We start from the raw sequence: 13,642 nt of genomic DNA on the forward strand, positions 1-13,642 counted from the left end.
CAGGAAGCCGCTTACTTGCTGCCGACCATGTCCTGCGGCTTCACCCACTCGTCGAACTGCTGCGCGGTCACATACCCGAGCGCGAGCGCGGCGGCTTTCAGCGTCGTGCCTTCCTTGTGCGCTTTCTTCGCGATCTGCGCGGCCTTGTCGTAGCCGATGTGCGGATTGAGCGCCGTCACCAGCATCAGCGATTCATTCAGCAGGCTGTCGATGCGCGACTCGTTCGCCTCGATGCCCACAGCGCAGTTGTCGTTGAAGCTCCGCGCGCCATCCGCGAGCAGGCGCACGGACTGCAGGACGTTGTGCGCGATCATCGGGCGGAACACGTTCAGCTCGAAATTGCCGCTCGCCCCGCCGATGTTCACCGCGACGTCGTTGCCGAAGACCTGACAGCAGAGCATCGTCACGGCTTCGGACTGCGTCGGGTTCACCTTGCCCGGCATGATGGAACTGCCCGGCTCGTTTTCCGGAATCGACAATTCGCCAAGCCCGCAGCGCGGCCCGCTCGCGAGCCAGCGGATATCGTTGGCGATTTTCATCAGGCTCGCGGCGACGGTTTTCAGCGCGCCGTGCGCGGCGACGAGCGCATCGGCGGCGGCCATCACTTCGAACTTGTTGGGCGCGGTCTCGAAGGGCAGGCCCGTGAGCTTGGCGATCGCCTGCGCGACTTTCGCCGCGAATTGCGGATGCGCGTTCAGACCCGTGCCGACCGCCGTGCCGCCCTGCGCGAGCTGGTAGAGATGCGGCAGCGTCGCTTCGACGTGACGGACGCCCTGATCCAGTTGCGCGACATAGCCGGAGAACTCCTGCCCGAGCGTGAGCGGCGTCGCGTCCTGCAAGTGCGTGCGGCCGATCTTCACGATGTTGGCGAACTGCTTCGACTTCTTGTCGAGGGTATCGCGCAGCGTTTTCAGCGACGGCACCAGATGCTTGACGATCGCGTAAGCGGCGGCGACGTGCATCGCGGTCGGGAACACGTCGTTCGATGACTGGCCGCGGTTCACGTCGTCGTTCGGATGCACGAGGCGCTCTTCGCCGCGCGGCCCGCCGAGAATCTCGCTCGCGCGATTGGCGATCACCTCGTTCAGATTCATGTTGGTCTGCGTGCCGGAACCCGTCTGCCAGACCGCGAGCGGAAATTCGTCGGGATGCTTGCCGTCGATGATCTCGTCGGCGGCCTGCATGATCGCCTGGGCCTTTTTGGCGTCGAGCTGCTTGAGTTCCGCGTTCACTTCGGCGGCGGCGCGCTTGACGATCGCGAGCGCCGTGATCAGCTCGGGCGACTGCTTTTCCGTCGAAATCTTGAAGTTCTGCAAGGAGCGCTGCGTCTGCGCGCCCCATAGCTTGCCGTTCGGCACGGCGATCTCGCCGAACGTGTCCTTCTCCATGCGTACATCGCCTTGCGCGTTCTGTGTCATGGCCTGAATTTCCGAAAGAGGTTGATCAAAGCTGCTTGTCGACGGGCAGCATCATGAAGAGGCCCGTCATCAGGTTGCGATACAGGCCGGCCTCCGGATCGTAGTAATAGGCGACCGTCCCGGTGTCTTCTTGCGTCGTCCACACGAGGCCGGATTGCGGCGAGCCCGTGCGGCGCAGTTCCGCCATCACCGCCGCGCTCGCGAGTTCGACGCGATAGCTCGCTTGCGGCGAGATTCCGCGGTCGAACAGGCCGGCGGCTTGTTCGGCGATTGGCTTGCTGTGAATCACGAGCGCCAGTTCGGTGTTGAGCTGCGCCGAGCGCGGATCGAGATTCATCGAACCGATCACGAGGATACTCCGATCGATCACATACGCCTTCGCGTGCAGGCTTGCGCGCGACTTCGACCCGAACAGTCCGGCGGTCGGGCGGCCTTCGCCTTCGGCCTGCATCGGCTTGAATTCGTATAGTTCTACGCCGTTTTGCAGCAGCGGAACGCGATACGGCGCGTAGCCCGCCTGCACCGCGACGGCGTCGGTGGCGGCGAGCGAGTTGGTCAACACCGCGACGCGGACGTGCCGCCGCGTGAGATCGCCGAGCGCCTTCACGCCGGCGTCGTGCGGCACGAAATACGGCGACAGGATCAGAAACTCCTTCTGCGCGTTCTTGAGCAGATCGGCAAGGCGCGTCAGCGGCGGGCTTTTGTAGTCGTCACTCGGATGCTCGATCTTCGACGGCGAATCGACATGGAATTCAGTCGGCGCCCAGTAAAGGCCCATTTGCTCGCGTGCGATCTGCTGGTCGAGCGGCGTCGCGTTGAGCGGCTTGGCGTTGAGCGGGTCGGCGTTGGCGCGCCAGTGCGCGCGGAGTTCTTCGCGCGTCTTGTCGAGATCGGCGGGATCGAATTTCTGCTTGTTCAGCACGCGCAGCGGATAGGAAACCGTGCTGTTCCAGTAGTCGTCGAAGCTCGCGGATATCTGCTGCGTGACGGGGCCGGCGACGAACGCGTCGAGGTCTCGAAACTGAAGCGTCGGACTGGCGCTGAAGTATTCGTCGCCAAGATTTCGCCCGCCGACGATGGCGATCTGGTTGTCCGCGACCATCGCCTTGTTGTGCATGCGGCGCGTGAAGTGATCGAGGTTCGTGAAGAAGTTGCGCGTCCGCTCGGAGAAGCTTCGTTGCGCGCTGCCATACGGATTGAAGACGCGGATCTCGATGTTGTGATGCGAATCGAGCGCCGCCATGATGCGGTCGATATCCTTGAAGTTCAGATCGTCGACGAGCATACGTACGCGCACGCCGCGATCGGCGGCATGAAGCGCGGCGCCCAGCAACAGCTTCCCGGTGTTGTCTTCCTCGGCGATGTAGTACTGCATGTCGAGGGTTCTCGACGCTGCGCGGGCGAGCGCGACGCGGGCCTGCAGCGCATCGGTGCCGGTCGGCAGTAGGCGCACGGCGGATTCGCCGGGGTGCTGCTTTTCGAGCGGCCCCAGCGCATTGGCCAACGGCGTCGCTGCGGTTGCGGCCAGCGCGTGCGTCTGCGGACGAGCGAAAGCGGTCGCGGGCGGGCGGGTCGCACAGGCGTTGAGAGTGACAGTAAGGGCGAGCGCGGCTAACGCTGCGATGGATCTTGCCCGTGTATTTCGCGTTTTAACGTGCGCCGCTTCTGATGCGGCTTTCGACATTCCCCGGCTTTCCGACACTTAGCGCCCTCTCTTTTGATTGTTTAGAGGCGGCTCGGCTGGTTGCGAGCGCGTTGGTTGTGTCATGGTAACGGAGCAAGAAGTGTGCGCGGCGAGAACTCGCTTATGAAAAGCAGCGAGGTCTTTCGACGAACCGCCGCCCGGCCTGAGTGTCACTTTGACTTTGGCCTCATGTGCGCGCCCGGCCGCTGCAAGGACGAAGTGCTCGACCGCGCGGCGACAGGCTCGGCAGCGCATTGCGTGGATCGGTGCCGCAACGCGTCGCCCGGTTCCCGCTGGCGCAAGCGGATGAGGACGAGGGCAAGCAATGGGTTGGCACGCGCCAGGCGGACATCGCGGATTCGCTCGGCGTCACGCGAGAGGCGGCCGCCGCCGCCCTGAGGCGCCTCAGGGATGCGGAATTGATCGAAACGCGCTACCGCAGGATCGACGTGCTGAACATCGAGGGATTGCGGTCGATTGTGACTTTCGTTGAAAGGTCGACATGTGCATTGGATGAAGGCGGGGCGGTCCTGTCGACGTTTTCAATCGCTCGCTGCTTGTTGCCAGCGTCGTAGACGGCAGCCGACCTTGAAGCTTCTTTCGCAAGTTCATCCCAGTGAGAAGACGAAAAAAAGCCCGCTCGGCAGAGCGGGCCTATAACCCCTGTTACTGGAGTCTCAAGGAGGAGACGGGTTCATCTTAACGACGACGCCCGCGCGCCCCAACCAAGCATTCCTGCTTTGCATATGCGAAGGCGACCGCAAGACTAGGCCGCGCGACGCGGCGCCGTCTCCACGCCATCGGACCTGAGATTTGCATCGACGAGCCGCCTGCTGATGCGATGAAACCGCAGGGTCATCAAGACGGCGACGCTCGCAAGCCCTGCCGCGAGGCCCCACCACAAGCCCTTCGCGCCCAGCCCGAAGTGAAACGCGAGCACATAGCCCGTCGGGAAACCCACGCCCCAGTAACCGAACGCGGCCACGAGCATCGGCACGCGCGTGTCCTTGAGTCCGCGCAGACAGCCCGAGCCGACCGTCTGCATCCCGTCGACGATCTGAAACACCGCCGCCACGCCCAGCAGCGACGCCGCGAGCGACACGGTACGCGCGTTGGCGGGATCGTCGAGATGCAGATACAGCCCGACGATCGCGTGCGGCGCGACGATCAGCACGAGGCCCGAGCACATCATGAAGCCGACGCCGAGCGCCAGCGCGACGAAGCCCGCGTGACGCGCCGCCACCGGCACGCCCGCGCCGATCCAGTAGCCGACGCGCACGTTCGCCGCCTGTCCGATCGCGAGCGGCACCATGAACGCCACCGACGCCACGTTGAGCGCGATCTGATGCGCCGCGAGCGGCGATTCCCCGAGCAGGCCGACCATCATGCCGGTCGCGAGAAAGAGCGTCGATTCGACGCCATAGGTGATCGCCACCGGCCAGCCAATGCCGAACAGTTCGCCGAGAAGCGGCAGATGCGGACGCGCGGCCAGCACGAAATGCCGATAACGCGGCCGCAGATGCAGCAGCGCCACGAGAGCGAACGCCGTCAGCCAGACGGTGATGGTCGTCGCCGCCGCCGAGCCGACGAAGCCTTCGCGCGGCAGACCGTACGCGCCGTGAATCAACCCGTAGTTGAGAAAGCCGTTGACGAACACGCCGCCGATCGACACCCACAGAAGCCGCTTCGCCGCACCGATCGCCGGCAGAAACGCGCGCATCATCCCGATGCCGATCAGGCTGCCCGGCGTTCCCCAGCGCAGCATCGCGCAATATTCGCCGACGTTGCGCGCGAGCGTCGCCGGTTCATGGAACGCGAGCAGGATCTCCTCGGCGTAGCTCAACAGCGCGAACGCGGGCACGGCGAGCAGCACGGAAAGCAGCAGCCCCGTCCAGTAGATGCGAGGCACGCGGTCGTCCGCGTTCGCGCCGCGCGCATGCGCCACCGACACGCTCACCGACGTCAGCACGCCCTGCAGCAGCGTCACGACGACGAAGAACAGGTTCGCGCCGAGCCCGCCCGCAGCGAGCGCGTCGGGGCCTAGCGAGCCGAGGAGAATGGTGTCGGTGACGCCCATCGCCATTTGAGAAAGCTGCGCGATGGCGAGCGGCGCGGCGAGGCGCGCCGTGTCGACGGCATGGCGGGACAGCGTCGGCGGTCCCTGATACGGGTTCGTGGCGCGCGTGGTGTGCGATGGCATGGTCGAAGGAAACGGAACGGAACTGGCCGCGACGCAAACGCGCGGTCAGGCGGTGAACAGCGCAAAGGGCCGACGCTGAAACCAGAACGAAAGACGACTAGCTTATTGCCTCACGCACGTCATGTCGATGCCGCGCCCCGTTATGGCCGGGTTTTGGCAATCCGGCGGCGCGCCGGCGCAAACCCGACGCGACGGGTCAGGCAGGCGCGCGCACGCGAATCTTCTGGCCGTCGATCATCACGACCTGGCCCGCGCGGATCTTGCACGTCTTGCGCAGTTCCACTTTGCCGTCGACGGTGACATCGCCCATGGCGACGCGCGCCTTCGCGGCGCCGCCGCTATCGGCAAGGCCCATCAGCTTGAGCAGATTGTGGAGTTCGACGTGATCGCCCGTGAGGGTGAACTGGAGCTGCGGCATGGCGGGCGGAAGAGTGAAAGGTGCGAAGGAAGCCATCATAAGGCATCGGGTACGCCTCGTGCTCTGTCAATGTCGACCGCGAACGATCGGACGCAAAACGCTTCATGGCCGATCGTCGGCGAAGTCGGTGGCAAATGTAGCCAAGTGAAACGGACGGTAACAGTGACTGATTTCGCGAAACTCCATCGCCGATCGCCGGGTCTGTCAGTTTGATCGATGCAGCTTCGGTCATCTTCTAAACGCCAACGCGTCGCGCACAGCGCTTTCAGAGCGCCAAGCCGCCGGCGCCACTAAAAAGAGGACTAGCTCATGACTAAGGCTCGAATTTTGATGATCGGCACCGCATTCGCCGCCCTCGCAGCCACCGGCGCGCAAGCGCAAACCGCCCAGCCGATGCAGCCCGCACCGGGCGCGGACACCCAGGCGCAACTCGCGCCGCCGCCGCAGAACCTCGTCGCGCCGGCATCGACCGATCCGCTGGTGCAGAAGCGCAACGCCGACGCCCAGGCGAACGCGGAATACCGCGCGTCGAAGAAGGCGTCGAAGGCCGAGTTGAAGGCCGCGGACAAGGAAGCGAAGGCGCAGTACAAGCAGGAAGTGCGCAACGCGAAGATCAACAAGAAGGCCGACAAGCAGGCCGCCAAGGACGATTTGAACGCCGCAGCCGACCGCACGCCGAAGGACCAGGGCGAGCAGCACTAAACGGGTCGCCGCGACGCCCGCAAGAGGGCGTCGCGAGGCGTTCCGCAACCACACCGGGAGAACACCATGACAAGACGTACGAATGCGTTGCTAGCGGCGCTCGTCGCGGGCGCGTTGACGAGCGTGAGCGCGGTATCGATCGCGCAAACGAGCGATGCGCCGATGACGCACGCCGACAAGAAAGCCGCGAAGAAGCAGGCTGAAGCCGACAAGGACGCGGCCGTCGCGCAGGCGAAGGCCGACAAGAAGAAGACGGAGTCGCAATCGGAAGCGAACGAAGCCGCAGCCGATGCCAAGCTGAAGAACGCGAAGAAAGCCGACTAGGGCGGGTTCTTCCGTCGATACGGCCCGCGCCTTGTTCGCGGGCCGTTGCGTTTTAGGGCCAAAGGCTAGCGTCGACAAAGGCTTGCACGCGTGGGTTGTATGGATATACAGTGTCGCGTCACTTCTATCCGCCGCTCAAGTCCTCGTGCTCACGCTCCCCGACACCGCCGCCGAATCATCCCGCACTCAAGATCAGGCCGCAGCGGCGTATCTCGCGAAACTGAACGACGCGCAACGCCGCGCCGTCGAATTCGGCGTGGACCAACCGGGCCGCACCGGCGGGCCGCTGCTCGTCATCGCGGGCGCGGGATCGGGCAAGACGAACACGCTTGCGCATCGCGTCGCGCATCTGCTCGTGAAGGGCGCGGACCCGCATCGCATTCTGCTGCTCACGTTTTCGCGCCGCGCGGCGCTCGAAATGACGCGGCGCGTGTCGCGCATCGCGACGAACGCGCTCGGCAACCGCAGCGCCATCGCGCAAGGTCTTACGTGGTCGGGCACGTTTCACGGCGTCGGCGCGCGGCTGCTGCGCGATTACGCCGATATCGTCGGGCTTGCGCCTTCGTTCACCATCAACGACCGCGAAGACTCCGCCGATCTCATGAACCTCGTGCGGCACGAACTCGGGCTGTCGTCGAAGGAAAAGCGTTTCCCGGCCAAGTCGACGTGCTTCGCGATCTATTCGCGCGTGGTCAACACCGGCGCGTCGCTCGCGACGGTGCTCGATCAGTCGTTTCCGTGGTGCCGCGAGTGGGAAGCCGATCTGAAGCGCCTGTTCGCCGCCTACGTCAGCGCGAAGCAATCGCAAAGCGTGCTCGACTACGACGACCTCCTGCTCTACTGGTCGCATCTCGCGGCGGAGCCGGCGATTGCCGCCGATCTGTCGAGCCGCTTCGATCACGTGCTCGTCGACGAGTATCAGGACACGAATCGCTTGCAGGCGAGCATTCTTCTCGCGATGAAACCGGACGGGCGCGGCCTCACCGTCGTCGGCGACGATGCGCAGTCGATCTATTCGTTCCGCGGCGCGACCGTGCGCAATATCCTCGATTTCCCGCAACACTTCGATCCGCCCGCCGCGACCGTCACGCTCGATCGCAATTACCGCTCGACGCAGTCCATTCTCGAAGCGTCGAACGCGGTCATCGGGCTCGCCGCCGAGCGCTACACGAAGGACTTGTGGACCGACAAGGCATCGGCGCAGAAGCCGGGCGTCGTCGCCGTCGCCGACGAGGCCGATCAGGCGCGCTATGTCGTCGAAAAGGTGCTGGAGGCGCGCGAGGGCGGCATGAAGCTCAAGTCGCAGGCCGTGCTGTTTCGTGCGGCGCATCACAGCGCGACGCTCGAAATCGAGTTGACGCGCAAGAACATCCCGTTCGTGAAGTTCGGCGGGCTCAAGTTTCTGGATTCGGTGCACGTGAAGGACGTGCTCGCGGTGCTGCGCTGGGCCGAGAATCCGCGCGACCGCGTCGCGGGCTTTCGGGTCGCGCAACTGCTGCCGGGCGTCGGGCCGGCGATCGCGGGACGCCTGCTTGACGGCGTCGCCCAGAACGCGCGGGCAGCCGATGCCATTGCAGCCTTCAGCGCGCCCGCACGCGCGAGCGAAGACTGGCCGCGCTTCGTCGCCCTGATGGCCAGGCTTTGCGGACGGGAATCGGGCTGGCCCGCCGAGTTCGAAATGATCCGCCGATGGTACGAGCCGCACCTCGAGCGCAACCACGAGGACGCGGCCATTCGCATTGGCGATGTGATGCAGATGGAGAGCATCGCGTCGACGTATCCGACGCGCGAGCGCTTTCTCACCGAACTGACGCTCGATCCGCCCGACGCGACAAGCGATGAATCGGGCGTGCCGCTCATCGACGAGGATTATCTGATTCTCTCGACCATCCATTCCGCGAAGGGGCAGGAGTGGCGCAACGTGTTCGTGCTGAATGGCGTCGACGGTTGCATTCCGTCCGATCTCGGCACGGGCAGCGAAGAGGAACTCGACGAAGAGCGCCGCCTGCTGTATGTCGCCATGACGCGGGCAAAGGAAGACCTGCACGTCATCGCGCCGCAACGGTTCTACGTGCACAACCAGACGAACCTCGGCGACAGGCACGTGTGGGCGCAGCGCACACGCTTCATTCCGCCGCATCTGATGCCGCACTTCGAGGCCGCCGCATGGCCGCCCGTGCCGGTCGCCGCCGCGCCGACGGCGGCAGGGCTCGCGGCGGCGGCGAAAGCGAAGATCGATATCGCCGCGCGGCTCAAGGGAATGTGGGAGTAGGGCGCGCCCTCGTTAGCGCGAGGCCCGCGTCGCGCCCGCCGCTCGCGGCGCGTGGCCGAAGACGCTCCGCAGCCACGCCGCGAACCGCGTGAAGCCGTCATACGGCTCTTCGACGAACAATTCCGGCCGCAGCGAGCGCAGATATTCGAGCAACTGCTGCGCTTCCTGCTTCTGCACCGAACCGTAGAAGATGCTGAGGCGCAGCAGCGCGCGCAGTTCGCCGAGCTTTTCGCGCGCCGTCGAGCCGACGTTGGTTTCCACGGCGACCTTCGCGTCATGGACACGCTGACGAAGCGAATCGGCGAGCCGCCAGGCCGGCGTCTGCATCTTTTCCTCGACCGTGCGGATATCCGCCGCCGCCGACTTGATCTGCGAGGCAAGCACATCGACTTGCGATACATCGCCCTTCGCCTCGGTGACGATCGCCGCCGCCCATTCGCGCGATGCCTTCAGCAGATCTTCCGCGCTCCAGTCCGACCGAATCGCGAACGCGAAGCCGTGCTCCGCCGCCTGACGAATCAGGATTTCGACGACGTCCGGAAACTCCTTGTCGAGCGCGCGCTTCGCCCAGGCGTACTGGCCGTGCGTGAGCATGCGCTGCACGGCCTGCTCGGTGAGCGGCGTGGGGTTGTCGAGCAGCTTCGCGCGCAGGAAGTCCTCGAACGACGGCGTGATGAACTGAGGGTCGAGCTTCAGCGAGAGACGCAAGAACGCTTCGAAGTCGCGTTGCAGCGAAGCGATCGTCTCGTCGCGAAGCGAAAGGGTGATTTGCGGCATGTCGGTTTCCGGTTCCGCGCTCGGGGCAGCCCGATGGCCCACTCGCGGGAGATGCTGTCGGCCCGCCGGCAGAGAGCGGAGGCCATTCGATTCTGATATCGGCGCGGGAGCCGGAAACTTGAGTGGCTTCTGTAAGGCGCGCACTGCGCAACGCCTAACGCAACACGACCAGTTGCCAGAAGAAGAACACTGCGAGCGACACGGCGATCGTCAAAAGCGTGCGCTTCGTCAACGCGCACACGACGACGGCGACCACCGCCGCGACGAGCTGCGGATTACGCCAGGTCAGCTCCGCGCCGTTGCCGTGCGGCGACACGGTCATCGGTACGATGATCGCGGTCAGCACCGTCACCGGCACGAAGCCGAGCGCGGTACGCGCGACGGGCGCAAACGTGAGCCGCTCGCCGAGCACGAACACGGCGGCGCGGATCACATAGGTGACGAGCGCCATTCCGAAGATCAGCAGCACATAGTTCATCGCACGCGCTCCTTGTCGAGTCCCGCTTTGGCGTCGGTCATCGTCAGCAGCATGCCGACGACGACGCCCACGAGCACCGCCGCGAGCAGACCGAGCTTGTACGGCCAGCCTTGCCACGCGAACGACAGCACGCCCGACGTCAGCGCCGCCGCCACGAAGCGCGCCGCGACGAGTTGCGGCACGATGATCGCGATAAACGTCGCGACCATCGCGAAGTCCAGCCCGAGTGATTTGAGGCCCGGAAACGCCGCGCCGAAGAACAGGCCGATGAGCGTCCACGCTTGCCAGTTGAGGAACATTGCGACGCCGGAGCCGAAGAAGTAATGCGGCCCGATCTCGCCCGCCGTGCGTTTCTGGTAATGCGCGTAGGCCACGGCGAAGACTTCGTCGGTCATGAGGCCGGCCAGCGCCCAGCGCCAGCGCGCGGGCAGATGGGCGACGTAGGGCGCGAGCGTCGCCGAATACAGGATGTGCCGCAGATTGACGACGAACGTCGTCGCCCAGATGACGGCGAAGCTCGCATTCCCGGCAATCATGCCGGCCGCGATGAACTGCGCCGAGCCGGCGAACACCACGAGGGACATGAGCTGGCCGTGCCACAACGCGAGCGGACTCGCGGTGACGAGCGTGCCGAAGATGACGCCGAAAGGCGCGGCGCCGATCATCATCGGGATGGTGTCACGCGCGCCGGCGGCGAATTCGCTCAGCGCATTGGTGGATGATGATGCGGTCAAGGTGGTCCTCCCTCCAGTACGACATGTGCGTGTTGCCAGCTTGCGGAGGATAACCAGTCGTGCCCTGGCCGGCTTGTACGTTCTTGCGGTCGCGACGCGGAAACGGCGGACTCAGCGCCAGCGTCCCGGCGCAACGCCGAACGCGCGCTTGAAGTGCCGCGTGAAATGACTCTGATCGGTGAACCCGCTGGCCGCCGCGACATGCGCGATCGACGTCCCCGCGCGCAACGCCGGCAACGCCCGCGCGATGCGCAATTGATTGCGCCACGCATGCGGAGCAAGACCCGTTTCGCGGGTGAAGAGCCGCGCCGCATGGAACATCGACAGCCCGACCGTGCGGGCGAGTTCCGCGAGCGTGACGGGTTCGAGAAGATCGTCGGCGAGGCGGGCTTTCATCGTTGCGACGCGGACCGCATCGGCGGCGAGCGGAGCGGGCGAGGGCCGTTCGAGCGCATGGCGCGCGAGCAGCGTGCTGACCGCATCGACGAGTGCGGTTTCGGCGGCGAGCGGGTCCGCGCTGGCCGCTTGTCCGGCGCGCTCCAGCGCCCGATGCGCGGCCACGAGCCGCCTCGCCAGATCGGTATCGCGGATGATGCCTGCGGCGAACCACGGCGCCGCCGTCGCGCGCCCCGACATCTCGCGCGCCAGATTTTCGACGAATGGCACCGGCAGATAAAACACGCGATAGCGCCAGCCGGCATCCACGGCCCGCGCGCCGGTATGCAACTCGCCGGGATTGATCACCGGCACCGAGCCCGCTTCGGCCACGTACCGCGAGCCGCGATAGTCATAGCACTCCGCGCCCGCTTCGATGACCGGCACCGTGTACGCGTCGTGCCAGTGCGGCGCGAATTCGTGGTCGTAGTACTCGGCGGTGACCATGTCCGCGTCCGGCACGAGCGGCGAGCGCCAGTAGCGTGCGGCGTTGGAGAAACGTTGCGCGTTCATTGAGCGGATCGTTCGAAGGCGAATTGGTCAGTTTACAACTTCGCCTGCCCGCGAGCCGTGCTCACTTCACCGGAATCGCCGTTCCCTGCGGCACCGGCACGGCCGTCACGCTGTTCTTCGCGCTGCCGCTCGCGATACGGTCGCTATACGTCAGATACACGAGCGTGTTGCGTTTCGCATCGACGATCCGCACGACATGCAGCGTCTTGAAGATGAACGACATGCGATCCGTGAACACATCGCTCTTCTGCCTGAGCGGTTCCTTGAACGCGACCGGCCCGACCTGGCGGCACGCGATCGACGCTTCCGTCGGATCTTCGGCGATGCCGAGCGTGCCTTTCACGCCGCCCGTGCGCGCCCGCGAGACATAGCACGTCACGCCGCCGACGAGCGGATCGTCATAGGCCTCGACGCTCACGCGGTCCGAGCCGGTGATGCGGAAGTTCGTGTTGACGCTCGCAATTTCCTCCGCGTGCGCGGCAGTCGCGCCAAGCAGAAAAACGAGCGATGCGGTCGAAGTCAGACGGGCGGCGCGGTTCATCACGATCCTTCGGAAAAAAGAAAAGGGCGCCGTATTGTAACGACGCCCTTCGTTGCTTTTGCTGCGGTCTGTTGCGGCCGGTTCAATGGAAGATTAGATACAGAATCACGAGCACGATAACCGGCACGCCGAGCAGCCATCCGAGTAGATAAGGCATGTTGTCCTCCTTGCGCATGTTGTTGACGACGGTTTCAGTATCGCGAGTTCGTTCATCGCGCGTTAGCCGTCTGCGTCCGAAATGCGTGTAGGCGAAGTCCTATCGAATCTTACGAGCACGTTACGAATTCGTCATGTCATCGTGAGAAACGCGGCTGCGCGCCTTCCCCTTTGCGCCGTCGCGATAGAGCGCCCGCACGTAGTCGAGATGCGCGCCCGCGCAGTCCCGGGCGCGCGCCGGATCGCGGGCGATGATTGCGTCGAGCATCGCGCGATGCTGAACGAGCAGGTCGGCTTCGACTTCGTCGTCATAGTCGACGAGACGGTGCGAAGTCAGCATCGATTCGCGCACGAGTTCGTTGAGCCCGTGCATCACGTGGGCGAGCGCGACGTTGTGAGTCGCATCGGCGATGGCGAGGTGAAACGCCGCGTCCTTTTCCGCGATGCGCGCGCTTTTCTGGGCGACGGCGGCTTCGAGCGCATCGAACGCGGCGCGGATTCGCGCGAGGTCGGCTTCGGTCGCGCGCTCGGCGGCGTAGGCCGTGGCGAGCGTTTCGAGGCCGTGACGCAGTTCGAGCACGTCGCCGCTGGCGTCCGGCTGCTGTTGCAGCAACGCCGCGAGCGGCAGCGAAACCAGCGGCGCGGTCACGTCCGACACGACGAAGCCGCCGCGCGCCACCGCGCGAATGAAGCCATCGGATTCGAGGCGGATCAGCGCTTCGCGCAGCGACGGCCGGGACACGTTCAACTGCTCGGCCAGATCGCGCTCGGCGGGCAGGCGCTGGCCGGGCAGCAGCGTGCCGTTCGAGATCAGTTCCCGAATCTGCCCGGACACGACATCGGACAGGCGCACGCGGGCGTAGGAATGCGGGTGGACGGGCTGGAAGGTCATCGGTCGAATGAAATGCACAGGCAAGGACGCTGGATTAACCTAGTTTGACACGAAAGCGCCGGATCCTTAAAGTCTTGGTCAGACCAAGCTGACCAGAC

General features: G+C 65.1%; 14 protein-coding genes. 4 read left to right on the top strand and 10 right to left on the bottom strand.

From position 1 onward, the window contains the following. Window positions 1-11: 11 nt before the first annotated feature. Both fumC and LDZ21_RS03980 read right to left on the bottom strand, forming a co-directional pair. Complete coding sequence (fumC, locus tag LDZ21_RS03975) at window positions 12-1,418, bottom strand: class II fumarate hydratase (protein ID WP_244794319.1); 1,407 nt, start codon at window positions 1,416-1,418, stop codon at window positions 12-14. Between the two features lie 25 nt (window positions 1,419-1,443). Continuing rightward, on the bottom strand, window positions 1,444-3,102 hold the full coding sequence (locus LDZ21_RS03980; protein WP_244794320.1) for a phospholipase D family protein: 1,659 nt from the start codon (window positions 3,100-3,102) through the stop codon (window positions 1,444-1,446). A 266-nt stretch (window positions 3,103-3,368) separates the two neighbouring features. Here LDZ21_RS03980 and LDZ21_RS03985 point away from each other — a divergent pair, with 266 nt between their 5' ends. Beyond that, window positions 3,369-3,677: a helix-turn-helix domain-containing protein gene (locus LDZ21_RS03985; RefSeq protein WP_244794321.1), complete on the top strand. Its 309-nt coding sequence runs from the start codon at window positions 3,369-3,371 to the stop codon at window positions 3,675-3,677. A gap of 191 nt (window positions 3,678-3,868) precedes the next feature. Here the strand turns inward: LDZ21_RS03985 and LDZ21_RS03990 are convergent, their stop codons facing one another. Both LDZ21_RS03990 and LDZ21_RS03995 read right to left on the bottom strand, forming a co-directional pair. Continuing rightward, window positions 3,869-5,302 carry an MATE family efflux transporter gene (locus tag LDZ21_RS03990; RefSeq protein WP_244794322.1) on the bottom strand — a complete coding sequence of 478 codons (1,434 nt, stop codon included), beginning with the start codon at window positions 5,300-5,302 and terminating at the stop codon, window positions 3,869-3,871. Between the two features lie 196 nt (window positions 5,303-5,498). Further along, complete coding sequence (locus tag LDZ21_RS03995) at window positions 5,499-5,720, bottom strand: RNA-binding S4 domain-containing protein (protein ID WP_035959636.1); 222 nt, start codon at window positions 5,718-5,720, stop codon at window positions 5,499-5,501. A 309-nt stretch (window positions 5,721-6,029) separates the two neighbouring features. Between LDZ21_RS03995 and LDZ21_RS04000 the strand changes: the two genes are divergently transcribed. The 3 genes from LDZ21_RS04000 to LDZ21_RS04010 all read left to right on the top strand — a co-directional run bounded on the left by LDZ21_RS04000 (window position 6,030) and on the right by LDZ21_RS04010 (window position 9,018). After that, complete coding sequence (locus LDZ21_RS04000; protein WP_244794323.1) at window positions 6,030-6,422, top strand: hypothetical protein; 393 nt, start codon at window positions 6,030-6,032, stop codon at window positions 6,420-6,422. Window positions 6,423-6,488: 66 nt separating this feature from the next. After that, window positions 6,489-6,746, top strand: coding sequence for a hypothetical protein (locus LDZ21_RS04005; RefSeq protein WP_035959634.1), 258 nt, complete (start codon window positions 6,489-6,491; stop codon window positions 6,744-6,746). 145 nt (window positions 6,747-6,891) lie between these two features. Continuing rightward, a complete protein-coding gene (locus LDZ21_RS04010) occupies window positions 6,892-9,018 on the top strand; it encodes an ATP-dependent helicase (protein WP_244794324.1) in 2,127 nt (708 codons plus the stop codon). A gap of 12 nt (window positions 9,019-9,030) precedes the next feature. Here the strand turns inward: LDZ21_RS04010 and LDZ21_RS04015 are convergent, their stop codons facing one another. The 6 genes from LDZ21_RS04015 to LDZ21_RS04040 all read right to left on the bottom strand — a co-directional run bounded on the left by LDZ21_RS04015 (window position 9,031) and on the right by LDZ21_RS04040 (window position 13,544). After that, on the bottom strand, window positions 9,031-9,795 hold the full coding sequence (locus LDZ21_RS04015) for a DUF4088 family protein (protein ID WP_244794325.1): 765 nt from the start codon (window positions 9,793-9,795) through the stop codon (window positions 9,031-9,033). Window positions 9,796-9,949: 154 nt separating this feature from the next. Beyond that, complete coding sequence (locus tag LDZ21_RS04020; RefSeq protein WP_244794326.1) at window positions 9,950-10,273, bottom strand: branched-chain amino acid transport AzlD family protein; 324 nt, start codon at window positions 10,271-10,273, stop codon at window positions 9,950-9,952. Then, a complete protein-coding gene (locus LDZ21_RS04025) occupies window positions 10,270-10,941 on the bottom strand; it encodes an AzlC family ABC transporter permease (RefSeq protein ID WP_244794758.1) in 672 nt (223 codons plus the stop codon). The genes LDZ21_RS04020 and LDZ21_RS04025 overlap by 4 nt, the downstream gene beginning before the upstream one ends. Before the next feature lie 177 nt (window positions 10,942-11,118). Continuing rightward, complete coding sequence (locus LDZ21_RS04030) at window positions 11,119-11,955, bottom strand: helix-turn-helix transcriptional regulator (protein WP_244794327.1); 837 nt, start codon at window positions 11,953-11,955, stop codon at window positions 11,119-11,121. A gap of 61 nt (window positions 11,956-12,016) precedes the next feature. Further along, window positions 12,017-12,496, bottom strand: coding sequence for a CreA family protein (locus LDZ21_RS04035; RefSeq protein ID WP_370886642.1), 480 nt, complete (start codon window positions 12,494-12,496; stop codon window positions 12,017-12,019). A 277-nt stretch (window positions 12,497-12,773) separates the two neighbouring features. Continuing rightward, window positions 12,774-13,544, bottom strand: coding sequence for a FadR/GntR family transcriptional regulator (locus LDZ21_RS04040; protein ID WP_244794329.1), 771 nt, complete (start codon window positions 13,542-13,544; stop codon window positions 12,774-12,776). Window positions 13,545-13,642 lie beyond the last annotated feature (98 nt).

The organism is Caballeronia grimmiae (assembly GCF_022879615.1).
Lineage (GTDB): Bacteria > Pseudomonadota > Gammaproteobacteria > Burkholderiales > Burkholderiaceae > Caballeronia > Caballeronia grimmiae.

Bases quoted from the DNA above. Each gene is read 5' to 3' on its own strand.
- fumC (WP_244794319.1), bottom strand. From the start codon at position 1,418: ATGACACAGAACGCGCAAGGCGATGTACGCATGGAGAAGGACACGTTC.
- LDZ21_RS03980 (WP_244794320.1), bottom strand. From the start codon at position 3,102: ATGTCGAAAGCCGCATCAGAAGCGGCGCACGTTAAAACGCGAAATACA.
- LDZ21_RS03990 (WP_244794322.1), bottom strand. From the start codon at position 5,302: ATGCCATCGCACACCACGCGCGCCACGAACCCGTATCAGGGACCGCCG.
- LDZ21_RS03995 (WP_035959636.1), bottom strand. From the start codon at position 5,720: ATGCCGCAGCTCCAGTTCACCCTCACGGGCGATCACGTCGAACTCCAC.
- LDZ21_RS04000 (WP_244794323.1), top strand. From the start codon at position 6,030: ATGACTAAGGCTCGAATTTTGATGATCGGCACCGCATTCGCCGCCCTC.
- LDZ21_RS04005 (WP_035959634.1), top strand. From the start codon at position 6,489: ATGACAAGACGTACGAATGCGTTGCTAGCGGCGCTCGTCGCGGGCGCG.
- LDZ21_RS04015 (WP_244794325.1), bottom strand. From the start codon at position 9,795: ATGCCGCAAATCACCCTTTCGCTTCGCGACGAGACGATCGCTTCGCTG.
- LDZ21_RS04020 (WP_244794326.1), bottom strand. From the start codon at position 10,273: ATGAACTATGTGCTGCTGATCTTCGGAATGGCGCTCGTCACCTATGTG.
- LDZ21_RS04025 (WP_244794758.1), bottom strand. From the start codon at position 10,941: ATGATGATCGGCGCCGCGCCTTTCGGCGTCATCTTCGGCACGCTCGTC.
- LDZ21_RS04030 (WP_244794327.1), bottom strand. From the start codon at position 11,955: ATGAACGCGCAACGTTTCTCCAACGCCGCACGCTACTGGCGCTCGCCG.
- LDZ21_RS04035 (WP_370886642.1), bottom strand. From the start codon at position 12,496: ATGAACCGCGCCGCCCGTCTGACTTCGACCGCATCGCTCGTTTTTCTG.
- LDZ21_RS04040 (WP_244794329.1), bottom strand. From the start codon at position 13,544: ATGACCTTCCAGCCCGTCCACCCGCATTCCTACGCCCGCGTGCGCCTG.